The 19,844-nt window shown below is 67.0% G+C and carries 22 protein-coding genes; 7 read left to right on the forward strand and 15 right to left on the reverse strand.

The genetic code is table 11. The features are described 5' to 3' along the window. The first annotated feature begins 333 nt into the window (after positions 1-333). The gene (locus ACFZAX_RS15720) at positions 334-711 is read left to right on the forward strand and encodes a tyrosine-type recombinase/integrase (protein WP_390962050.1); all 378 of its coding nucleotides are present in this window, start codon (positions 334-336) and stop codon (positions 709-711) included. Positions 712-961: 250 nt separating this feature from the next. Here ACFZAX_RS15720 and ACFZAX_RS15725 read toward each other — a convergent pair whose 3' ends face one another. The 8 genes from ACFZAX_RS15725 to ACFZAX_RS15760 all read right to left on the reverse strand — a co-directional run bounded on the left by ACFZAX_RS15725 (position 962) and on the right by ACFZAX_RS15760 (position 9,511). Next, entirely contained in the window at positions 962-4,042 is a 3,081-nt protein-coding gene (locus ACFZAX_RS15725) for an N-6 DNA methylase (RefSeq protein ID WP_390962052.1), read from the reverse strand. A 205-nt stretch (positions 4,043-4,247) separates the two neighbouring features. After that, complete coding sequence (locus ACFZAX_RS15730; RefSeq protein WP_390962053.1) at positions 4,248-4,757, reverse strand: ATP-binding protein; 510 nt, start codon at positions 4,755-4,757, stop codon at positions 4,248-4,250. A 121-nt stretch (positions 4,758-4,878) separates the two neighbouring features. Beyond that, a complete protein-coding gene (locus ACFZAX_RS15735; protein ID WP_390962055.1) occupies positions 4,879-5,616 on the reverse strand; it encodes a methyltransferase domain-containing protein in 738 nt (245 codons plus the stop codon). A gap of 61 nt (positions 5,617-5,677) precedes the next feature. Continuing rightward, positions 5,678-7,072 carry a hypothetical protein gene (locus ACFZAX_RS15740; protein WP_390962057.1) on the reverse strand — a complete coding sequence of 465 codons (1,395 nt, stop codon included), beginning with the start codon at positions 7,070-7,072 and terminating at the stop codon, positions 5,678-5,680. 2 nt (positions 7,073-7,074) lie between these two features. After that, positions 7,075-7,839 (reverse strand): hypothetical protein, encoded by a 765-nt coding sequence (locus ACFZAX_RS15745; RefSeq protein WP_390962059.1) that lies wholly within the window; start codon positions 7,837-7,839, stop codon positions 7,075-7,077. A 39-nt stretch (positions 7,840-7,878) separates the two neighbouring features. Beyond that, a complete protein-coding gene (locus tag ACFZAX_RS15750) occupies positions 7,879-8,463 on the reverse strand; it encodes a hypothetical protein (RefSeq protein WP_390962060.1) in 585 nt (194 codons plus the stop codon). A 158-nt stretch (positions 8,464-8,621) separates the two neighbouring features. Beyond that, the gene (locus tag ACFZAX_RS15755) at positions 8,622-8,921 is read right to left on the reverse strand and encodes a hypothetical protein (protein ID WP_150268835.1); all 300 of its coding nucleotides are present in this window, start codon (positions 8,919-8,921) and stop codon (positions 8,622-8,624) included. Between the two features lie 80 nt (positions 8,922-9,001). Further along, positions 9,002-9,511 carry a nucleoside-diphosphate kinase gene (locus ACFZAX_RS15760; RefSeq protein WP_328721541.1) on the reverse strand — a complete coding sequence of 170 codons (510 nt, stop codon included), beginning with the start codon at positions 9,509-9,511 and terminating at the stop codon, positions 9,002-9,004. 409 nt (positions 9,512-9,920) lie between these two features. Here ACFZAX_RS15760 and ACFZAX_RS15765 point away from each other — a divergent pair, with 409 nt between their 5' ends. Both ACFZAX_RS15765 and ACFZAX_RS15770 read left to right on the forward strand, forming a co-directional pair. Further along, on the forward strand, positions 9,921-10,580 hold the full coding sequence (locus tag ACFZAX_RS15765) for an NUDIX domain-containing protein (protein ID WP_390962062.1): 660 nt from the start codon (positions 9,921-9,923) through the stop codon (positions 10,578-10,580). Further along, a complete protein-coding gene (locus tag ACFZAX_RS15770; RefSeq protein ID WP_328721539.1) occupies positions 10,577-10,990 on the forward strand; it encodes an NUDIX hydrolase in 414 nt (137 codons plus the stop codon). Before ACFZAX_RS15765 ends, ACFZAX_RS15770 begins: the two co-directional genes overlap by 4 nt. A 1,052-nt stretch (positions 10,991-12,042) precedes the next feature. Here the strand turns inward: ACFZAX_RS15770 and ACFZAX_RS15775 are convergent. Genes ACFZAX_RS15775 through ACFZAX_RS15785 form a run of 3 tightly spaced genes read right to left on the reverse strand, consistent with a single transcriptional unit; the run spans position 12,043 to position 14,097 of the window. Then, positions 12,043-12,747 (reverse strand): ATP-binding protein, encoded by a 705-nt coding sequence (locus ACFZAX_RS15775; RefSeq protein WP_390962064.1) that lies wholly within the window; start codon positions 12,745-12,747, stop codon positions 12,043-12,045. Further along, positions 12,747-13,766: a hypothetical protein gene (locus tag ACFZAX_RS15780; protein ID WP_390962065.1), complete on the reverse strand. Its 1,020-nt coding sequence runs from the start codon at positions 13,764-13,766 to the stop codon at positions 12,747-12,749. Before ACFZAX_RS15780 ends, ACFZAX_RS15775 begins: the two co-directional genes overlap by 1 nt. 1 nt (position 13,767) lies before the next feature. Continuing rightward, positions 13,768-14,097, reverse strand: a complete 330-nt coding sequence (locus ACFZAX_RS15785) for a transcriptional regulator (protein WP_390962066.1) — start codon at positions 14,095-14,097, stop codon at positions 13,768-13,770. A 410-nt stretch (positions 14,098-14,507) separates the two neighbouring features. Between ACFZAX_RS15785 and ACFZAX_RS15790 the strand changes: the two genes are divergently transcribed. Beyond that, positions 14,508-14,945: a helix-turn-helix domain-containing protein gene (locus ACFZAX_RS15790; protein ID WP_328721535.1), complete on the forward strand. Its 438-nt coding sequence runs from the start codon at positions 14,508-14,510 to the stop codon at positions 14,943-14,945. A 385-nt stretch (positions 14,946-15,330) separates the two neighbouring features. Then, positions 15,331-15,645: an SDR family oxidoreductase gene (locus ACFZAX_RS15795; protein WP_390962067.1), complete on the forward strand. Its 315-nt coding sequence runs from the start codon at positions 15,331-15,333 to the stop codon at positions 15,643-15,645. A 69-nt stretch (positions 15,646-15,714) separates the two neighbouring features. Here ACFZAX_RS15795 and ACFZAX_RS15800 read toward each other — a convergent pair whose 3' ends face one another. The 4 genes from ACFZAX_RS15800 to ACFZAX_RS15815 all read right to left on the reverse strand — a co-directional run bounded on the left by ACFZAX_RS15800 (position 15,715) and on the right by ACFZAX_RS15815 (position 18,356). Continuing rightward, positions 15,715-16,440: a hypothetical protein gene (locus ACFZAX_RS15800; protein WP_390962068.1), complete on the reverse strand. Its 726-nt coding sequence runs from the start codon at positions 16,438-16,440 to the stop codon at positions 15,715-15,717. 499 nt (positions 16,441-16,939) lie between these two features. Next, positions 16,940-17,428, reverse strand: a complete 489-nt coding sequence (locus ACFZAX_RS15805) for a hypothetical protein (RefSeq protein WP_390962069.1) — start codon at positions 17,426-17,428, stop codon at positions 16,940-16,942. Further along, the gene (locus tag ACFZAX_RS15810) at positions 17,428-17,808 is read right to left on the reverse strand and encodes an ATP-binding protein (protein WP_390962071.1); all 381 of its coding nucleotides are present in this window, start codon (positions 17,806-17,808) and stop codon (positions 17,428-17,430) included. The genes ACFZAX_RS15805 and ACFZAX_RS15810 overlap by 1 nt, the downstream gene beginning before the upstream one ends. A gap of 35 nt (positions 17,809-17,843) precedes the next feature. Then, positions 17,844-18,356, reverse strand: coding sequence for a hypothetical protein (locus tag ACFZAX_RS15815; RefSeq protein ID WP_390962072.1), 513 nt, complete (start codon positions 18,354-18,356; stop codon positions 17,844-17,846). Between the two features lie 336 nt (positions 18,357-18,692). Between ACFZAX_RS15815 and ACFZAX_RS15820 the strand changes: the two genes are divergently transcribed. Continuing rightward, complete coding sequence (locus tag ACFZAX_RS15820) at positions 18,693-19,565, forward strand: Scr1 family TA system antitoxin-like transcriptional regulator (RefSeq protein ID WP_390962074.1); 873 nt, start codon at positions 18,693-18,695, stop codon at positions 19,563-19,565. Positions 19,566-19,567: 2 nt separating this feature from the next. Next, a complete protein-coding gene (locus tag ACFZAX_RS15825) occupies positions 19,568-19,747 on the forward strand; it encodes a DUF397 domain-containing protein (RefSeq protein ID WP_390962076.1) in 180 nt (59 codons plus the stop codon). Positions 19,748-19,844 lie beyond the last annotated feature (97 nt).

The raw sequence follows: 19,844 nt of genomic DNA on the forward strand, positions 1-19,844 counted from the left end.
AGAACTGCTGCGCGAACACCCGCCTTCCTCGTGTCGACGACGGGACGTCCGAGGAGATGGTGTTCCTGGAGCAGGAGGAGTACCAACTCCTCCGCAAGCACCTCACCGAGCCTGTGGCGCGCGACCTCGCCGACTGGCTGATCGGTACTGGCATGCGGTGGGGCGAGGCCACGGCCCTCCAGGTACAAGATCTTCGGCTGGGCAGCCCCGGGCCGACAGTCAACGTCCAGAGGGCCTGGAAGAGGTCGCCCAGGGGCGCACAGTCCTCGTTCTTCCTCGGACCCCCGAAGAACGAGGAAAGCGCGCCGTCTGGTCGCCCTCGCCCCGACGCAGGTGGACCTCGCCCAGAGGCTGAAGCAGGGGATGCCACCGGAGGCGTTCCTCTTCCGCACGCCGATGGGCAAAGCCTGGAGGCACTCCAACTTCTACAACCGGAAATGGATACCCGCCGTCGCTGCCGCGATGGAGACCGGCCTCCCCCGCCGACCTCGGATCCACGACCTACGGCACAGCCACGTCGCCTGGCTGGTGGCCGCGAACATCCCTCTGCCGGCGATCCAGGCCCGGCTGGGCCACGAGTCGATCCAGACGACGATCGACCGCTACGGCCACCTGGCCCGGTCGCTCGACTCGGACATCAGTGCCGCCGTGCAGGCGGCAATGGGAGGCCGCCCGCCGTCCGATCACGGCCTGCGATTGGTCAGCGCTTGAAGGACGCCCGGTGACCCTTCACCGACCTACGCATTACGAGGGCCTGCAAGATCATCTAAGGCTGTACCACGTGATGCCGCAAAAATCTCGTTTCCGCTGGTCGAAAAGTTCAGCCGCCGTCCACGTAACACCGCGCCCGCCCTGATGCCAGCGGATCCGCTCACGCAGGGTGGGGCAGTTGCGGACCCGCGGGGCACCTCCTTCCCCGCCGCCGAGAAGGGAAACGCACGATTGGGGTGCGGGTTACTTCTCAGCCGAGTAGTTCGGTGACCAGTTGATCCAGTTCTTCGGCGTCGGTAGAGCTGAGGAGGAAGTCGCGCAGCGTTCGGCGGATCTGGATGTAGCTCTTGCCGTCCTCGAACTTCAGCTCTGCGATCCGCTGATACTCGGCCTCACCGAGCTCCGCGATGCGTGCATGCTTATCGTCGGCCGAGTCAAAGGTCGGGATAGGCAGCTCCCACACAGCCTTGTCGATGTCTCGCTCGTCCTTACCGTAGGACATAAGGGGACGCACGGCTTTGGTGCTATACGAAGAGTTCAGGAGCGCGAGTAGATACATGCCCTCCTGACGGGTCGAGACGGTTCCCCAGTACAACTTGTGGTCGATGATCGCGTTCGGGTCATCTACGAGCGCGGCAGTGACGTACATGCCAGCTTTCCCGTACACAACCCGCAAGGGCGCACCGGGAAGCTGATCAGTCAGGCCCCTACGAAAGTCGAGTCTCTCAGCCAGCGTAAGCCGTTCGCTTGAGCGGTTGTCATCCCAGAGCCGCTCAGCCTCGCGCCACCAAATCGCGAGGTCGGGGTACCGGTCAAGATGGTCATGCTCCCCGTTCATGAGAGTGTTCTTCCCCTCAACCGGCAAGACGACCTTATCGGAGCCCAAGATTCGGTAAGGGACAACGTGCTCGCCCAGCAGGACGGGCCGGACGAACTGTTTTTCGACTGATCCCTCCCGGTCGGGTAGTTCCTTCCAGGGCTTCTTCTCCAGGGTGCTGCGCTGGGAGCGAACCGCAACTCGACCGCCGCCGAGACCAAGGGGATTGGCAGCTTGTTCTTTGACAAAGAAGAGCACTCTAGGGACCACGGTTGCCCCTTGCCCGAACCGGTCCCGGTACGGCGAGTTGATCAACCCTTCCTTGGGGTAACGCAGCTCACCTGACTTCCGTGTGATCCAACCCTTGGCGCGATCCCAATGAGCCGCGCTCTTGGCGATCTTCCCGGTCCAGATCTCGGTCTGCCGAGGCAGAGGGATGGCACTGTTTCCCCTCTGGCCGATGGCAAGGGCGCGACGGCGGCCAAAGATGACGGCAGCGGCGCGGGGAAAGAAGTGCGGACGCAACCGGCGTAGATCCCAGGAGCCTGTGAAGTTGACCTTAACGGGGTGGTCGGGGTCGGTCCATTCCCCGCTGCGGAAGCCGGTCCAATAGGGGCGATCCAGCACGGGGTTGGGGACGACGAAGGCGAAGGAACCGCCTTCGCGTAGGTACTGCTGGACAGCGCGAGCGATGAACAGGCCAGAAAGGTCCTGATGAGTGGCGACCTCGAACCCCTTCCAGAGGCCGCGGGCCTGCATCATCTCCTTGAAAGTCGTCTGCATATCGCTGGGCATGTGCCGGTAGGACAGCCAGGGCGGGTTGCCGACGAGAACGTCAACGCGGTTCTCGGCGCGGGACAGCCACATGGGGCGGGCCAGGTTGCGGACGTAGTAGGCCCAGATGTGGTTGCGGCCCTCGTCAACGAGATCGCAAAGGACACGGAAGTTGTCCGTCAGCTCTTCCCGGTCGTCCGAACTGGAGATTCCGTGCCGGTTGAAGAGGGCCGCAAGGGATGGCAGCTTGCCTTGTGTCCGGTGAGGGTCAGCCGCCTTGTCGGCAAGCTCATTGACGATCGCATCGAAGCGGCTGGCATCGTGCAGCAAGTCTTCGGAGAAGCGGAGCTCGTTGGTGAAGAGCTGGTTGCCCGTGCCGGTCTGGATGACGAGGTGCCCATGGTCAATGAGGTCAGTGCGCTGGTCCCACTGAAGGCTGTCGCCCAGGTAGACAGGGACGCTTATCGGGCCACGCTCCTCGGAGGTAAGCGTCTCGCGGCCAATGGCAAGGAGGTAGGTGACGCGGGCAAGGGCCACGGCAACGGGGTGGAGATCGATGCCGGCAACATGGTCGTGGAGCCCGTCCAGCGCCTCTCGCAGTGGCAGTCCGATATCCCGTGCGGCCGCCAGATAGCGGCGGACGCCGTGGAAGAGGAACGTGCCAGAACCACACGACGGGTCCATGATCCGCTGGTTCAGCGGATCGGGGACAGCTTCGGTCACTGTCGCTTCGGCCAGCCAGTCTGGCGTGTAGTACTCCCCCTGCTTCTTACGGGTCTCTGCGGCGATCACCGACTCGTACAAAACCTTCAGTACGTCGTGCTCGACCCTTGACCAATCGAAGCCACCGAGGCGACGAGAGAGGTCTTGGACAAACCCCTCACCGCCTTCAATCTCCAGCGGCCAGCCGAAGAAGTCCGACTCCACCACACCTGAAATCCTCGCCCGCGTGAATAGCTGACCGTTAACTAGCGAGGCTGGCGGGGTGTCCTTCACGTCGATGCCCATCACCGCGTGAGCGATGATCGAGGCGGTGTTCACGAGGAGCGTGTGCTCGATGAACAGATCGTCGCTGTCCTCGAACTGGGCGCCCAGTGCGCTCCGCAGCAGCCGCGACCACAGATCGCGCTTCAGCTGAACGGTCGGCAGGCTCTTGTTCTCCTCATACAGCGCGGCCAGTACCGCCTTGTCGATGGAGTGGGCGACGCTGTCCGCTCCAAGCCGGGTCGCGATGGCATCCGGCGTGGGTGCCGCGCCCTCGGACGTCGCAAGGACACCTTCGAGCCACCGGACCAAGTCCAGCGGCTTGACGTTGCGATCACGCGCAACGAAATGGTTCACCTCGTTCAGCTCGTTGTTGACCAGCGTGTAGGCACGCCAGTCAGCGCCGTCTGTGAGAATTCCGACGTGCCGCCGCTCGCGCTGCTCGGTGCGGGCCCGCACGTACTTGGCCAGCTGCGCAACCGCGTCCTTGCGGATCTTTGGACGGCTGATGTCCTTCTTAACCTCTATGACGGTCGCGCCCATCTCAATATCAATGCGGTGACCGGTACCGCCGCCCACCTGCGCTTCCAGCACTGGAGTTAGGAGATCATGCTCGCCTAGATTGAGATCCGCATCGAGCAGGAACTGGCGGATGTCCGCCTGCAGTGTCGCTTCAGCGCGGACAGCCTTGCGCTCGATGACCCGCTTGAACACTGTTTCAAGCGCGGTGGGCGAGGGGGGTACGGAGAGCGTCACGGCGAGAGCTCCAAGAGCATCAGGGTCTGCAGGTAAGCGCGGGACCTCTGGTCCCGCCGACCATTGTCGTGCAGGTAGGGCGTGCCAGCACAGCCCCCCCCTGGTGCGATGTGTTCCATCCGGTCTCGCGTCCCGGCCGCGCCAGCCCATCTGGCTTCGAACCGCCGGGCATAGTCATTGGTACGGCACAACTCGCGTAGGCCCGTCAGGACCCGACCGATGAGCAAGGAGCAGCCTCACCACCGCCGGAACCGTTCTCGCCCAAATTGCTGCTGGGGTGGCTGGGGATCTCCGCCCAGATGGTTTTCCCGGGGTACGACTGCGTCGGGGAGTAGCCCCAGCGGTTGGTCATGGCCTGGACGAGGGCAAGTCCGCGGCCCCCGGTGGCACTGGCGTCATGGGCGCGCGGTGCAGGCGGTCGCGGGTCGGGGTCGCTGACCCCGATGATGATGCCGCTGTCGGTGGGCCACAGCCTGAGAACGATCGTACCGACACCAACGGATCCGGTGGCGGACATTTCAGACGTCTCCGTGGGGCGCGCGTGCTGAATCGCGTTGGTGGCCAGCTCCGAGACGAGGAGTCGGGCGACTTCGATCCCCTCGTCGGGGAAGTGCCAGCGCTGGAGGATGTCGACGGTGTGGCGGCGTGCCCAGGCGACGGCGTTGGGGGTGGCGGCGAGAGTCAGCTCGCTGATGGACGGGGGGACCTGGTTCATGCGGGTGGCTCCCTCGGCGGCGTGGCCGGGCGGGTGCGGGGCGCTGGGGCGTGGGTGGAGGACCGCCGAGGTCGGGACGGCTAGGGACGGGGCGTCTCGGCCTCGCGGGCTGCTTGAGGGGTTACTTCGTGGCGACGACGTAGACGCTGCCCCAGCGGCGTTTCGGGTTGGCCATGGTGGCGTCGAACGTCCAGGGCTCAACGGCGTTGAAGCCGGCCTCGGTGAAGAGCTGGACGAGCTTCTCGTGGTCGTAGGCCCACAGGTGCGGGGTGTACGTGGGGTCGTCCTCCTGGTCGCGGAAGACGAGGTTCACGAGGTCGAGTCGCGTGTTGATGTCGCCGCGGCAGTCGCGCTTGGCGTACCAGCGCTCGATCGTCTCGTCGGTGGCGTCGAGCGGGCCGGGGTACTGGCTTAGGGCGAAGGCGGCGTCGGGGACGCCGGTGATGATCCGGCCGCCCTGCGCGAGGATGCGGTGGGCCTCGCGGACGTACTGCTTGGCCGAACGCGGGTAGTCGATGTGCTCCAGGAAATGCTCGGAGAAGATCTCTTCGACGCTGTCGTCCTGGAGCGGTACGCCCTCGCGGATGTCCCAGAGCAGGTCGGCCGGCGGGACGAGGTCGATATTGAGGAAGCCGTCGATGCGGTGGGCTCCGCCGCCGATCTGCACCTTGGCGGGCTTGTCGTCGATCCGGCCGTTGGGCCAGACGCGGCGGCTGGAGTGGTGGTACCGGTGGAGTTCAATCTCCTTGGCGGCGGCCCGGAGGGCACGGGCGAGGCCGTGGGTGGTGGCGGGGTCGGCGAGGACGGAGGCGATCTGCTCGCCGAGGAGGTCGACGGAGGGCATGCCGGAGGGACTCATCACGGGTCTCCTACGTGTGAGGTTGCTCGGGGTGTGGAGGGCCGCAGGCGGCGGCGGTGGATCAGGCAGCGCTGGGCGCGGGGGCGGTCCACTGGTTGTTGCGCATGAGGGTGTACTTGATGTCCACCAGGCGCGGGGCGATGGTCAGCGAGAGCTCCTCGGCCGGGTGAAGGTGGCCGGCGTCGTCCTGCTCGGCGCGCCAGACGCGGTAGTCGAGGTTGGGGTAGGCCGGGTTGATGCCGATCTCGCCCTTGGGCATCGTGCCGTTGAACGGGGCGACGATGTCCATGTGGTTCCAGTAGTTCCAGGCTTGCAGCGCCTTGTGCTGGTCGAAGTAGAAGTAGAAGTCGGGATAGCGGCCGAAGGTGCGCAGTTCCCGGTGGATCAGGTGGCCAAGCAAAGGGCCGAGCTGGGTGGCCAGGGAGTCGAACTCCCAGCGCTTGTGGTGCCAGGCTTCGGGGGCGTCGCCGGGCGCGAAGAGGCGGGCGGCGACGAGGTAACTGATCCGCTCGACCAGGTACGAGCTGGCATGGGTGGTGTCGATGGTCGGGTCGACCCGAAGGAGGAGCGCGGCCAGCTGCTTCGGTCGGGGTCGGAACCTCGCCAGGTCGAACTTTCCGGCCATGGCGGGGAAGGAGGCGAACAGCATCTCCTTGTACAGCCAGTTGTTCAGCTCGCCGAGCTCGGCCAGGCGCTGCGTGTGGTGCGAGGTCGAGTGGAGCATCAGGTACTCGGCGACCGCTTCGAAGTACAGGTAGCCGAGGATCGGCAGGCGGGGGATCGTCTCGTCGAGCAGCCGGAGGTACGGCTCGGCGTCGATGCGGGTGCCCTGGTAGGCCACGGTCGCCGCGGTGGCGAGGTACGAGGCCGAGTTCTTGACGCGGCCGACGACGGTCTCGCGCAGCTGGTACCGCTCGTTCTTGCTCAGCAGGTATTCGAGGTGGCTGTAGATCTGCAGGTGGATGATTCCCAGCCGCAGGTAGTCCACTCCGGCGAGTCCGCGGTATGCCTGCGGCGGGGTGTCGATCTCGAAGATCAGCGGGGTGGGGACGCGGTCGGTGACGCCGAGCTTGGCCAGGAAGGCCGGCGCTTCCTTGGTCAGGACGTACGAGCCCAGGTTGTGCATGCGGAAGCCCTGGGCGGTCGCCGTGAGCGGCGCGCAGTAGATGCTTCCGACGAGGCAGCCGCCCGACGGGTAGAGCACCCCCTGCTGGCTGATCTCCTCCAGGGCGTGGGTGACGTGCAGCAGGTGCAGCTTGCCGTTCCCGCTGAGGGCGTCGAAGAGAGCGTTCTGCCGGAGCAGATGGCCGTTCGGGGTCTCCTCGGCGAGCCGACGGTCCCAGTCCGCGGCCTGGGTGGCGAGCGGGTCGGTGTGGCCGGAGGGGCTGAGGATGAGGGCGGAGTCGAAGAAGGCGTGGGCATCGGCCCACAGGTGGTAGGCGTCGACGAAGTCCATGGTCAGACCAGGCCCTTCTCGGCGAGTGCGTAGCGGACGGCCTCGGTGCCGTTGGCCCCGGCGAGGTAGGCCCGCTCGGAGACCAGGACGAGGTCGAAGGCGAGGCCGCGCGCCTGGTCGAAGGCGGGCTCGCGGACGTACCGGGCCTCTGGCCACCACTTCAGCTTCGGCAGGCGGTAGCGGTCCAGGGCGTCGGCGGCCTTGACCACATCGGTGATGCGCTCAGCGCGGGCGTGGTCGGTCCGGTCGTCGGTGCTGAACGCCTCGTACGGGACGTCGTGCAGACGGACGGCGGTGGCCGCCTGGATGATCCGCTTCGGTGTGGCGGTGAGGCCGAAGTGCGCCCAGACGGTGTCGGCGTTCGCCGCAAGCCAGATGGCCGCGCGGTCGCCGTGTCCTCGATCGCCCTTGTCGTTGTGTCTCTGGCAGTCGTGGACGGCGGCGGCAATGATCGTCGTGGTGGTGTCGGCGGCGTCCAGACCGCTCGTCTCCGCGAGGACGGCGGCCAGCGCCGCCGTCCTCATGGCGTGTCGGACGCCATGGAGCGAGGTGTACAGGCGCGGGTCGGTCCACCACCGGGTGGGCAGACCGCCTCGAAACAGGAGCTCCCGCGACAGCGGACGCAAGGCCGGCTGCGGCGCCTGCGGGAGGTCGGGCCTATTGTCGCCGATCCACGCGATGGTGGCTTGGTCCATGTGCTGGTGGAGCGGCAGCCGCCCTCGGGCAGCCAGGTCGATCAGACTTGCGGTCAACGGGGTCGTGCTCATTCGTGCCCACCCCCTTGGTGGTCTCCGCGGTGCAGTTCCCTACCGGATCGGCGCGGCCTGCTGCTCGCGCTCCTTGCGGTCCTTCTCGGCGGCCTCGAAGGCAGCGGTGAAGGCGGCCAGCTCGTGCTCCGTCATCAGGGTCACGCCGAGCGCCGTGGCGACGTCCGTGATCTTGGCCTCCGCCTCGACGCGGGCCGCGTCCGAGGCATCGTTCTCCAGCAGCACCTCGAACTCGGCGTGGTAGCCCCACGCCTCACTCCACTTGACCGCGATCTCGACCCCGTCGAAGCGGAAGTTGTGGCGGAAGTTGAACGCCTCGTGCATCGCGGTCTCGAAGCCGAGGGCGTTGAACACCTTCACCGCGGCAGGGACATCGGCGGGGGCGATGTCGAACTCGGTCTCCGCGAAGGCCGCGCCCTGCCCGATCCTGCTTCCCTTGAGGGTGATCTTGGCGGTGCCGGCGGCGGTGTTGTCGGTGACCTTCAGGAGCTGGTCGGGGAGCACGTAGAAGTAGATGTGCTTGTCGTCGGGGCCCAGGTCCTCTCCGTTCTCCTTCAGACGGGTGACGAGCAGGTCGTGAGCTTCCTTGGTGAAGCGGGCACGCATCTCGATCTCGACGGCCACGGGGCTGGTGCCTCCTTGTTTCAGGCATGGCGAAGCCAGCCGGACCCTGCCGTGAGGGGCCTGTCCGGTCGGGCGATCGCTATGGGGTCGGTGGTGGAACGCGGGGTGATGCGGCCGATGCTGGTGCCGGCCGCATCACCCCTGTGGATCTGCGGGTGTCAGCCGAGGGCCCCGAAGCGCTCCTGGACGACGCCCGAGTGCAGGTAGGTCGGCAGCTGGATGCCGCCCACCGACGTACGGCCGGTGGCGACCTGCTCCTCCGTCTCGCTGGGGAAGCCCTCCAGCAGGCGCAGGCACTGCTGGGCCCATTCCTGCGACGCGGGCCAGTCGCCCAGGTCGCGGTGGCGCACTGCCAGGGCGTACGCGGTCTCGGTGGCGGCCCACCGGTCGGTCGCCAACTCACGCTGGAAGATCGACTCCAGCTCGTCGGTGGAGGCCAGGCGGGTCTGGTTGGTCATGGTGCCCTCTCGGTTCAAACAGTCGTGCCCCAGTGCTGATCAACGCCCCGGCGTCCCTGCGGTGACGCCGTGACCCGCTGCTAGTACGTGTAGATCTCGGCCAGCGTCTTGTAGTCCTGCAGCTCGTCCTTGTCGAACCACAGCTCCACCTCCTGCTTGGCCTCCTCCGCGTTGCCGGAGGCGTGCACGAGGTTCGCGACCGCCTTGCCCGAGGCGATGCTGGCCGCCGAGCTGTAGTGCGAGAAATCGCCCCGCACCGTGCCGGCCGGAGCCTGATTCGGGTACGTGCTGCCGACGATCTTGCGGACGGTGGCGATCGCGTCGAAGCCTTCGAGCACCAGGGCGATGACCGGCCCCTGCTGCATAAACGTCGCCGTGACGCCGTAGACCTCCGAGCCCAGCCGTTCCTCGAGGTCGAAGTAGTGCTTACGGGTGAACTCCTCGTCCATCCACTTCATCTTGGTACCGACGATCTTCAGCGCGGCATCCTCGAATCGAGTGATGACCCTTCCTGCCAGGCCACGCGCCAGCGCATCGGGCTTGAGCAGGACGAGCGTGCGCTCGACAGTGTGTGCCTGAACCTCGGCCATTGACTCCCTTTCGCCTTGCTAACAACCGCACATGACGGACGATCAGCCGTCACTGGCTGAGATTACCGGCGCTGACAGAGCGGTTCGGGCGTACGGGCAAATGCCCCGGCCGGGCAAACGTGGGTGGGAGGACCTACGACCAGCCGAACATCAGGACCGATTCGGCCAACTTCCCTGTCTCTGCTATCCGCCGGGTGCGCGCACCTAGAATCCCCTTGTGGTCGTCTGGCGTTTTGGCGCCTCTTATGAGCCTCCTAGGGCCTGAGCCTTCGGAAGCGTGATTCCTTGGCCCCTGGTGTCTACGATTCTTCCGGGGCTTCTGCAGCGCGACCATGAAGCGCCAGTGCAGTGGGAGTGCACTTTCGGCGCGCAGGTTCCTGCACCAAAGCGGCGACGAGGGGGCAGCTTTGTGGACGTGATCGAGCGCTGGAGCGGCCGTTACGCCTGTCTGCTGCAGTCCGCCCTGCGGCTCGGCAACGAACAGTTCGCCGCGCGCCTGGGTATCGCCGTGAGGACCGTGGCCGCCTGGCACTCCGACGCGTCTGTCGTGCCTCGCAGGGAGATGCAGCAACTCCTCGACACGGCCCACGAGCAGGCTTCGGAGACCGTTCGACAGCGCTTCGCGCTCCTGCTGGCGAAGGAACAGACCCCAACGAACTCGACACCGCCAGGTGCGCAGGCGCTACGGGTAGCCATCGCGGTGGTCGTCCGCGACAGCGATGTCCTCCTGGTGTGCCGACGGGACGACGACGCCGCTGGAATCACGTGGCAGTTCCCGGCCGGCGTCATCAAGCCGGGAGTCAAGCCGGAGACCACCACTGTGCGGGAGACCTTGGACGAGACGGGTGTCCACTGCGCGGTCCGGCAGCGCCTCGGAAACCGCCTTCACCCTGTGACCGGCGTGCTGTGCGAGTACTTCCTCTGCGAATACCTGGCCGGCGAGGCCACGAACAGCGACGCGGCCGAGAACATCGACGTCATGTGGGTCCCCAGAAACGCGGTGCCTCGCTTCATCCCCGTCGATACGATCTTCCCACCCATCCTGGCCGTCCTGGAGGAGCAGACGTGACGAACCAGAACACGGACGAGCGCCCGGGCATCGCTGCCGCGATCGTCGTGAACGAGGGCCGCGTACTGATGGTGCGCCGCCGAGTCAGCGAAGGACAGCTGTCCTGGCAGTTCCCCGCTGGAGAGGTCGAGCCCGGCGAAGCCCGCGAGGACGCTGCTGTACGGGAGACCCAGGAAGAAACCGGGCTGATCGTGACGGCCGTAAAGCTCCTCGGCAAGCGCGTCCACCCGAAGACGGGCCGGCTGATGTCCTACACCGCATGCGAGGTACTGGACGGCACGGCCCACGTCGCGGATACCGAGGAACTGGCCGAACTGGCTTGGGTCGCCCATGGCGAGATCCTGCGGTACGTGCCATACGGCCTCTTCGAGCCGGTGCAGGACTACCTCGACGCGGCCCTGCCTTCCTGAGCGGCCTTGGGCCACAGAAGTACGTGCAGGCGGCGCGGCGCATCGCCGTTGTCGGGGCTCGGACCGAACAGTGGAGCACAGCCGGTGGTCGGGGAAGGCTCTCGACCACCGGTCGCCGTTTCTGGTTCCCGTGCGCCCTCGCTCGGGAACCAGCCGAACGTCCCCTGCCCTCGTGGGCGGGGGCAAGTGCGTACGACCGGCCGTAGGACGGTCGTACGCGACAACTTGCTCCGCCAGGAGCCGTCGTGGGGTCATGCTGCTCTCCGGCCGGGTAGGCGAATCGGTGTCGGTCACCGGCTCGTCTCCGCGCGCCCTTGTCGGATGTCGCGGACGACGTTCTCGATCCAGTCCATCGCCAGGACCGGCCGTGCAGGGTTTCCGGGGTCAGCTGGTCGGAGTGCGCTGAGCGGTCCAGCTTCACTCGGTCCGGACTGCGCCCGTGGAGGTGGCCGTGTGCCAGACGGTCGATCACGAGTCGCCCTGGGACGATGCGGCGGGGCTGGTGACCGGCTGGGTACACCTGGCCGGTCACCCGCTTCGTGCTTCCGGTCAGTTCCGAACGGAGGTGACCGGTTGTCCGGGCCTCGCGGTCACTGGCCGCGTCGGCGTGACCGGCCCGGCGGTAGACGGCGGGTCACCGACCCGGCGGTCAGTGACCGGGGCGGTGGTCGCCGCTCGGTCAGTGACCGGAGACCCAGTGACCGGCTGACCGCCCAGGTCAGCGGCTCCCTCCAGCTGACCGATGCCACCGGTGACCGCCGCCCCGGTCAGTCAGGGCGATCGGGGCGGTCACCCTGACTGACCGGGCCGCCCGGACTGTCGCCCGGAGTCTTCGCGGTCACCTTCCTTGGCCACGCACCATGCGATGAGGATGTAGAGGTGAACCGCACCGACCAGGGCGGCGGAATGATGGTCGCCAGGAAGGCGGCCACCATGTCCCCGCACCGCAGGCCACCGGCTGGGGTGTGTCCAGCGATGAGCCGGACCGCGTGGCGTGCGCTCGCTAGCGGGCGCGCACGGGCACGCGGCCCGTTCTGGCGACCTTCGGTAGGTCAGGCCGCAGTGCGGGCGCGTCTGCGGTCGACCGGCTCGAACAGGACCCGGGTGGTCATCTGGTCGAGCCTGCTGGTGACGCGGTCGCCGAGGTAGGCCCGTAGGTCCCGGATCGGCAGGTTGGTGGTGATCAAGGTCGGGAGTTCGTAGTTGTAGCGGCGGTTGATCAGCCGGTACGTGATCTCCTCGGTCCAGTCGCTGGCCTTCGCCGCGCCGAGGTCATCGATGATCAGCAGGGGGCACCGGCTGACAGCCGCCAGCTCCCGCTCGCTGTCCACGCCGGGCCGGGGGCGCAGTTCGGCGTAGAGGTCGGCGGTGGTGGTCGCTCGCCAGCGCACTCCGATGCCGCTCTGCGCGAGGAGGCGGATCGCGCCGTACGCCTGGTGGGTCTTGCCCGCCCCCACGACGCCGGCCATCAGCAGACTGGGGCCGGTGGTGACCTGTCGTCGTGCGCCCCGACTGGGGGGAACCGCGGCCTCGGCGACGTCCCGGGCCCAGTCCAGGACCTGGGGGTGGTCGGCCAGGGCGGCCCGGTAGCGCGGGGGCATCCCGGCCGACAGGGCATCCAGCGGCGAGAAGGGCTCGGGCTCATCGGCGGAGGCGGCAACGGCAATCGGGTCGATGTTGCGGGCGGCCAGGATCCGGGCCATCCGGTCCAGGGCGCCCTCGCCGAGAGTCTGCGGCTCGCGGTTACGGGTGCGCATCACAGCTCCTCGGCGTAGGCAGCGGCGCTGACCGGGTTGGTCCACGCCTGGTGAGCAGGCACATTAGGCCGACATCCCGGCCGCCCCAAACCAGCGGAGCGAGCGTTCATTGCCTCGTTGACCATGCTGGTCAGCACACTCGGATGCTTCGGGTTGGCCGCGAAGTTCGCCAGGCCGCCACGGATGTGCTCCGGGGCGATCCCCTCGCCCAAGAGCTTCTTGGTGATCCGCCCCAGGTGTGCGATCACGTCGCTGGGCGGGCGCTCGTCGCAGGCAGCGACGTACTCGCCGACCAGTTCCTTGGCTGAGACGGTTGCGGCTGCGGGCGCTGTGCGCCCCGTAGGGAAAGAAGATCCAGGATCCAAGATCCTAGATCCAGGCGCCGAGCCCTCCCCGAGGCTTCGGGGAAGGTTCGGGGAGCCTTCCCCGAACACCCTCTGACCTGGGCTTTTCCGAGCTGGACGAGGTGGGCCGCCGAGCGGGCTGTCGAAGCCGTCCTGCTGGGCGGCGGGGACCTCGTCCGCGTGACCGGGAGGCGTTCCGACGGCCTGCGCGGGCAGATCGAGGGCTCGGGGAACGTTCGCCGAGGCTTCGTCGAACCCTCCGAGAGGGGTGGTCGAGACTTCGGTAGGCTTGGTGCAGATTCCCTTGCAGTGGCCGCACCGGTCGGCCGCGTGGTGCTGCGGGCAGGCCGGCAGCCTGGACTGGCTCGGCTTGTCGATCTTCTGGTGCTCGGTCCAGGTCACGATGTGGAGGTACCGGCGGCCGTCGCAGCCGGTGTACCGGCAGATCAGACCGGCGTTCGCGAGCTGGTGGAGGTCGTCCTCGACGTGGACCGACGTGTGCTCGGCGCGAAGCGGCCAGAGCAGACCGGCAATGATCGCGGCGTTGTCCCGATGCCGACCGTGGTCGTCGGACTGCGTGAGCGGCCCGTAGAAGGTGCGTTCAGCTTCGACGCTCACCTCGGCGAGCGACTCGGAGATGAACGCCTCCGGCTTGATGGTCCGAATCCGCGCCATGTCAGCGGCCCCAGCCGAACGCGACGAGGTCGCTACGGGTAAGGGAGGTGCTGGCGAGGTCGAAAATCTGCGGCCGTCGCCGCCGGTCCACCTCCGACGAGACCCGCAAGATCCAGCGGGCTGCGCCCCGGACGGTCGTGCGGTCCAGTTCAGCCGTCTCCCCTGCCCCGTCCCTGACGATGGCGTACGGGTGGGGCCCCGCGTTAATCGGATCGCCGAGGCCGACGCGGGTGGTGGCTACCCCCGGGATCAGGTTCGGAAGCTGTGCGGCAAGGCGGTGCTGGCGGCCCGTGTCCGGGCAGGCCAGGGTTTCGCTCGGCATGGCGAGCATGCGACACTCCGTTGTTCATAGGAGCGCGGCGCGGCGTTCTCGTGCAAGAGTCCCGCCGCCCGCGTGATGTGAGTCAGCACCCCCGGGTGCTGGCCCGGCGCTTGGGAGCTGTACCTCCCGAGCGCCGGTTTTCTTTGCCCTACCGGGCTTCTACTGTCCGTGCACTGCGCCTTCCTTCTGCCCTCTCCCTGGCCATCGTTCTGCATGCACGGGGACGAAAGCGCTGTGTCACCCCTCGCACACCCCCAGCCGATGCCCGACCCGGCGTGGAACACTGCAATAAACGACTTTCAGGGCCAACGTACACTGCAATGGCTAACGGGCGTCAACTGCAATGTCGGCTCACGCGACGCGGACCGACCCTCGATCCACTGGAATGGATAGGATGGCGGCCACGACGAAGGGTTGAGATGAGCGAGAAGAACGAGCGCACCTTCGCGGAGCTGCTCGGCCGCCTGTTTCGGGAGGTGCACCCGAAAGGGCGCGGCCCGTACACATATGCGGAGGTATCACAGGGGATCCGCGACACCTCTGGCTTCACCATCTCCGCGAGCGCCATCCAACAGCTCCGCACCGGGACCAACACGAACCCGAAGATGCAGACGATCCGCGCGCTGGCCGGCTTTTTCGGCGTAGCCCCGGGTTACTTCTTCGACGAGGAAGAGGCCGAACGACAGCGCGCGGAGATCGAACTGGTTGCCGCCATGCGCGACCAGAACGTGCGCCAAGTCGCTCTGCGAGCCAACGGACTCAGCACGGCGAGCCTGAACATGGTGACCACGGTGATCGACCAGACCCGCCGGCTGGAGGGATTGGCGGACGACTCCGGACCTCTCGACGGCGGATGAGAAGCGTCCACTGAGCACGGCGGATCCGCAGCAGATTCGGCGCGACTAGCGTCGGCTCTGCGACCAAGCTGTGGGTGCTCACGTCTCATCTGCCCGGTTGGCCGTCATCCGTTCATGAGCCGCAGCCGGGCGGCGCCGAGAAGTGCACCGGCTCGTCTGGCCTGGATGGTTACCCGCTGGAGGCCCGGTCCGTATCGATTTCCCATGGCCCTGGAAGGGATGCTCCAGGCGTTGGACGACACCCCGCAGCACGCGATGCCCGACCGCCGCGGATTCATGAAGCTAGGCGGCCAGGCCCTGACCCTTCTCGCCGGACAGTGGCTCTCCCAGGAGTCCGAGCCGATGGCCGCCGCCCTCGCCGGAGGCAGAATCGACCTGCGGCTCATTGAGGACCTGGAGGACGGACTGCCTCGGCTGCGTCGGCTGGAAGCCGCGCTCGGCGGGCCCCGGGCCCGCCTGCTACTCCCGCGTCTCGAAGGCCGGCCTGAACGCACTTACCCAGATCCTCGCCACCGAGCCGGCGGACACCGGCATTCTCGTCAACGCGGCTTCACCAGGCCAGATGGATACCCGCATGGCCTACGGCAAGACGAAGCGCACCCCCGACGAAGCGGCCGACACGCCTGTCTGGCTCGCCACCCTTCCCGACGACGGCCCGACCGGCGGTCTCTTCTACCAGCGTCAACCGTTGGACTGGTGAGGCTGCCCCGGGGCACACATCGCTCCGCGCCAAGGAAGGTCCGCATCCGAAGAACGGCTTCCCCGTCCGCTATTCCTTGGTATTCCGGACGCGCTTGAGCGCGGCTGCAAGCGCGAGCGCGTCGTCGGCGTCCAGGAAGTCGATCCAGATCTGGTTCGGGCCGTTGTCGTCCCGGCAGTGCCCACAGGTCGGGCGAGACTCGACGGGAACCATCCGGCCGGTGGCGGTGTGAACAGTCGTCTCCAGGTAGTCGGCGAAGGACTCGTGATCACGCCATTCGGTCAGCGCGAGGTCGCGCACGGCCACGTCATCGCCGCCGAGACAGCGGTACAGGCAGGCGGCGTCGTCCGGTGTGAAGGCGCCGGTGTCGATCAGGCAGTCGTCCAGTATTCCTACGCGTCGTTCCAAGTCGGCGAGCCCGAGGGCGCGGTGCAGCTGCAGAGCGGCGTTCTGGATCTCGGTGAGACGGGTCTCGACGAGGCGTCCGAGCGCACGAACGTCCTCCGTCGAAGGCAAGTCGAGAGCAAGCCGAGCGCCAGGACAGGGAAGAGGCTGCTCGATCCGCCGCGCCGTGGCGATGATCCCGTCCGCGAGAAGGTTTCCTTCCACGTCCCCGAGGGTCCAGGGGTGGGTGGGTGAAGGCTCCAGCCGCAGTCGGCTCCCGCCATGCGGTGCACTCTCCTCAAGGTCGAAGGAGATGCCGGCGTAGTACAGCGCCAGCTCCAGAGTGAGGGTCGCCTCCGCAGCGGCCTGCTCTTCGGCCATGTCAGCAGCTATCGGCATGAGGTGGGTCATCGGACCGTCCTGTCAGGTGGGTCGGAAAGTGTGTGGCCGGTACCGGGCCTGCATCAAGGCCCAGTACCGGCTTGGGAGTCCGCGCGCCGACTGCCTTGGTGGGGCTGTTCCTGGCGGACAGTGTTGGTAACGCGAAGCAGGCTGAACGAGGCGGGCAACGTTCTGTGCCCCACTCACCCCGACCTGCGGGTCGCCGGCCGGAGGCACCTGGTTGAGCCGACGAGCCCGGTCTCCCGGGACCACCGCAGCGCGGTGTGCGGCCGTCGAGTTCGAGGGGAGGGACCGGAAGACCAGGTCGAGGTCTGCCGCGACGGTCCGTCCGTTGGTTGTGAGTTGGTCGAGCAGCCGCGCGGAGTCTTCGACGGGCGGAAGCGCGTGACCCGAGTGGAACCAGGCGAGCGCAGCCGAGCGCGGCGCGCGAAGAGGAGACGTTCCGGGGCGGGGGATCCGTCGGCGGGGGCCACTACGGACAACCGACCGGACGCCGTCGGGAAGGCGGTCACTCGTCGTCTCCCATAAGGTCGAGCACGGCCAGAATGGCCAGCGCCCATCGCCGTAAGTACGGCAGCGCACCGCCCGGAGGCGCGTGGCCGTCGCGCAGGGCCACCAGGAGCGACAACTCGCGAGTGGGGTAGGTCTCCGCGCGGTACGGGGCGACCTGCAAGAGGATCTGGGTCGCCCGACGGAACCGGTCGATGAACCGTGCCGCGTCCTCGTCACTCAGCGTAGCTACGTCGGGAAGCCGCTGCGGGCGGGGTGGTAGACCGACGCGGACCAGCAGTCCGTCGAATCTTCGAGTCCGGGGCGCGGAGACGGGCCAGTAGCTCAAGACCTCGTCGAGGGTGACGATCAGGTCATAGCTGATGCCCTCGGCAACAAGCGAGCGGGTGAGGCAGAAGGCCACTCTGCGCTTCTCCTCGTCGCTGAGGGCCGCCGACACGGCCCCTGGTCCAGGACCAGCGAGCCCCGCCTCGTTCAGCACCGACATCACGGACTCCCGTCGCCGACACGGAAGAACGCCCACGTGGTGCGACCGTCTTCGCTCACTCCCCAGTCCGCCGCAAGGCAGGAGACGAGAAGCAAGCCGCGGCCGTGCTCGTCATCGGCCGCCGCGGGCCGGAGCCGGGCGGGTGCCGGGTTACCGTCGACGACCTCAAGGAGAAGCCCCTTGCCGGTGAGCGACAGCCGGAAACCGACCGCACCATGCCCGTGTTCGATGGCGTTCGTGACCAGCTCCGAGACGACCACCGCCACGTCCTGAACCACGATGCTGGACGCCCATTCCGCGACCAGCACACTGGTGATCCGCCGCAACTGAGCGATGCGCACACGGTCGGGATCGATGGTCATATCGAAGGTGAAGTCCATGACGGGGACCGTGACGGGGACAGAGGCCAAGCCGCTCATGACTGTGCTCCGGTGATCTCGGGAACTACCAGCGCGTCGATGCCGAAGTGTTCCTCGAACCGCGCGCGCTCATTTCGGCACTGATCGATCTCACCGCTGACCACGCCAGCCATGAGCACTACAACCCCTTCCGCGAGGCCGGCCCGAATCAGCTCGCGCACGGAACTCCAGCCCTGCCGCCCGTTGGGGGCGGTCGCCTCATCAGGATCCGTAAAGGTCTGCTCCCTGCTGACCGCCGAGAAAGAACGCCGCTCGTACTTCTCCGCCGACCTCAAGGAGACCCGGGGGACCTCCCTGTCGACGGAGATCGCGTACAAGCACACCCTCGGACTCGGCCTGGTGGCCTGGAGTCGCGCGAGAACCCGCGTCAGGTCCTCGCACCGCCGGGCCTCTATCGGCGCATACAGATCGGACTCGATACAGAACTCCCGTGGGCGCAACCACTTTGCGGGCGCGTGCCCCTGGGCCACACGGTCGGTCTCGCGGGTGCTGGTGCCCATCACATTCATGTCCGGGTCTCCACACGTACGGGTGGACGGAGCCACGGCGGTGTTCGCCGACGGCATGCGGGGTGGCGGAGATTCCCGACCAGAGATCCGTCGGCTCCGCGCCAACTACCCTGCTGTAGGCGGTCACTAGGATTCAACGTATTCCCACGGGAATACTCCGAGAGGAATAAATTCGTATATGCCGTAGCGCGCACATGGACTGTCGCGGCGCGCGCATGCGGTGAGAAACTGCGCACATGGTCGGTCGAGCCCCGCAGATCGGTCCTGCGCGCACGCACATCGGGTACGCGGGCGCGCACAAGTGGTGACGCCGCGAACGGCCAAGGAGGTCAGTCAGTGGCAGCTCAACCCCGACCCACCGCTCGCCGGATCAGCATGGGCCAGGATCTTCGGGCACTTCGTCAGCAGGCCGGGTTCACGATGGAGGAGGCTGTGGAGGGGCTGGAGTTCTCGGACTCGCTGCTCCAGAAGGTCGAGACCGGCCTCTCCTCTCTGCGCAGGGCACAACATCTGCGCAGTCTCCTGGAGCGTTACGGCGTGACGGATGAGACCTACATCGAGGGCCTCATCGCGACCCAGAGGGAGGCCAGCAGCGAAGAGTGGATCAGTGACTACAAGGACAGCATGACGCCGGCGCAGATGCCCAAATTCGTCGGGCTCGAAGAGATCGCGGTCGAGAACCGGGTGTTTCACCCGCTGCTGCCCTGGGGGCCGTTGCAGAGCGAGCCCTACGTACGAGCCCTCTTCGCGATGCAGCAGCCGGTCCTCGAGAACCGCTCCGAGTCCGTGGACAAGGCCGCGCGGCTCCGCCTACGACGCCGCGAGTTCCTGACCCGGGCCGAGAGCCCGCTCGAACTCAAGGCCGTCATCGGTGAGCCTGCGCTACGGCACATCGTCGGCGACATCGAGGTGATGCGGGGCCAGTGCGACGAGTTGGTGAAGTTGTCCCAGCTCGACAACGTCACCATTCAGATTCTGCCGGCGACCGGAAGGCGGTACCGGTTCGCAGCGGACTTCAGCATCCTGAACATGGGCGAGGACTACCCTCCGCAGGTTCAGGCGGACAACGCGTGGGGCGGCATGCAGATTTCAGGCAAGCCTCGCGATGTAGGTGTCTTCACCCGAAGGTGGGAGAAGCTGAGCGCATCGGCGCTTCCGCCCGAGGAGACTCCCGATTTCATTCAGCAACTATCCCGAGAACTGGCGTGATCATGAGCTTGAACACTGAGTGGACCAAGTCGTCATACTCCGAGGGCAGCGGGAACGCATGCGTGGAGGTCGCCCACCGTTCGAAGGTCGTCCTCGTCCGCGACTCCAAGGACGTGGCCCTCACGCCTTTCCAGGTGAGCAGTGACGCCTGGAACTCCTTCCTCCCCTTCGTCGCCCGCTGAGTATCGCTGTATCGACCGCCGCAACACATGACGGACGGGCCCCTGTTGAGGGGCTCGTCCTTGTCTCTCTGCCCACCGCGTGAAAGTGGCTAGTCGG

This window comes from Streptomyces sp. NPDC008125 (assembly GCF_042957125.1).
Classification (GTDB): Bacteria; Actinomycetota; Actinomycetes; order Streptomycetales; family Streptomycetaceae; genus Streptomyces.

What these genes read in the sequence shown, in the direction of transcription:
- ACFZAX_RS15730 (WP_390962053.1), bottom strand. Translation starts at nt 4,757, where the DNA reads ATGAACCAGGTCCCCCCGTCCATCAGCGAGCTGACTCTCGCCGCCACC.
- ACFZAX_RS15735 (WP_390962055.1), bottom strand. Translation starts at nt 5,616, where the DNA reads ATGAGTCCCTCCGGCATGCCCTCCGTCGACCTCCTCGGCGAGCAGATC.
- ACFZAX_RS15740 (WP_390962057.1), bottom strand. Translation starts at nt 7,072, where the DNA reads ATGGACTTCGTCGACGCCTACCACCTGTGGGCCGATGCCCACGCCTTC.
- ACFZAX_RS15745 (WP_390962059.1), bottom strand. Translation starts at nt 7,839, where the DNA reads ATGAGCACGACCCCGTTGACCGCAAGTCTGATCGACCTGGCTGCCCGA.
- ACFZAX_RS15755 (WP_150268835.1), bottom strand. Translation starts at nt 8,921, where the DNA reads ATGACCAACCAGACCCGCCTGGCCTCCACCGACGAGCTGGAGTCGATC.
- ACFZAX_RS15760 (WP_328721541.1), bottom strand. Translation starts at nt 9,511, where the DNA reads ATGGCCGAGGTTCAGGCACACACTGTCGAGCGCACGCTCGTCCTGCTC.
- ACFZAX_RS15775 (WP_390962064.1), bottom strand. Translation starts at nt 12,747, where the DNA reads ATGCGCACCCGTAACCGCGAGCCGCAGACTCTCGGCGAGGGCGCCCTG.
- ACFZAX_RS15780 (WP_390962065.1), bottom strand. Translation starts at nt 13,766, where the DNA reads ATGGCGCGGATTCGGACCATCAAGCCGGAGGCGTTCATCTCCGAGTCG.
- ACFZAX_RS15785 (WP_390962066.1), bottom strand. Translation starts at nt 14,097, where the DNA reads ATGCTCGCCATGCCGAGCGAAACCCTGGCCTGCCCGGACACGGGCCGC.
- ACFZAX_RS15790 (WP_328721535.1), top strand. Translation starts at nt 14,508, where the DNA reads ATGAGCGAGAAGAACGAGCGCACCTTCGCGGAGCTGCTCGGCCGCCTG.
- ACFZAX_RS15800 (WP_390962068.1), bottom strand. Translation starts at nt 16,440, where the DNA reads ATGACCCACCTCATGCCGATAGCTGCTGACATGGCCGAAGAGCAGGCC.
- ACFZAX_RS15805 (WP_390962069.1), bottom strand. Translation starts at nt 17,428, where the DNA reads ATGTCGGTGCTGAACGAGGCGGGGCTCGCTGGTCCTGGACCAGGGGCC.
- ACFZAX_RS15810 (WP_390962071.1), bottom strand. Translation starts at nt 17,808, where the DNA reads ATGGACTTCACCTTCGATATGACCATCGATCCCGACCGTGTGCGCATC.
- ACFZAX_RS15815 (WP_390962072.1), bottom strand. Translation starts at nt 18,356, where the DNA reads ATGAATGTGATGGGCACCAGCACCCGCGAGACCGACCGTGTGGCCCAG.
- ACFZAX_RS15825 (WP_390962076.1), top strand. Translation starts at nt 19,568, where the DNA reads ATGAGCTTGAACACTGAGTGGACCAAGTCGTCATACTCCGAGGGCAGC.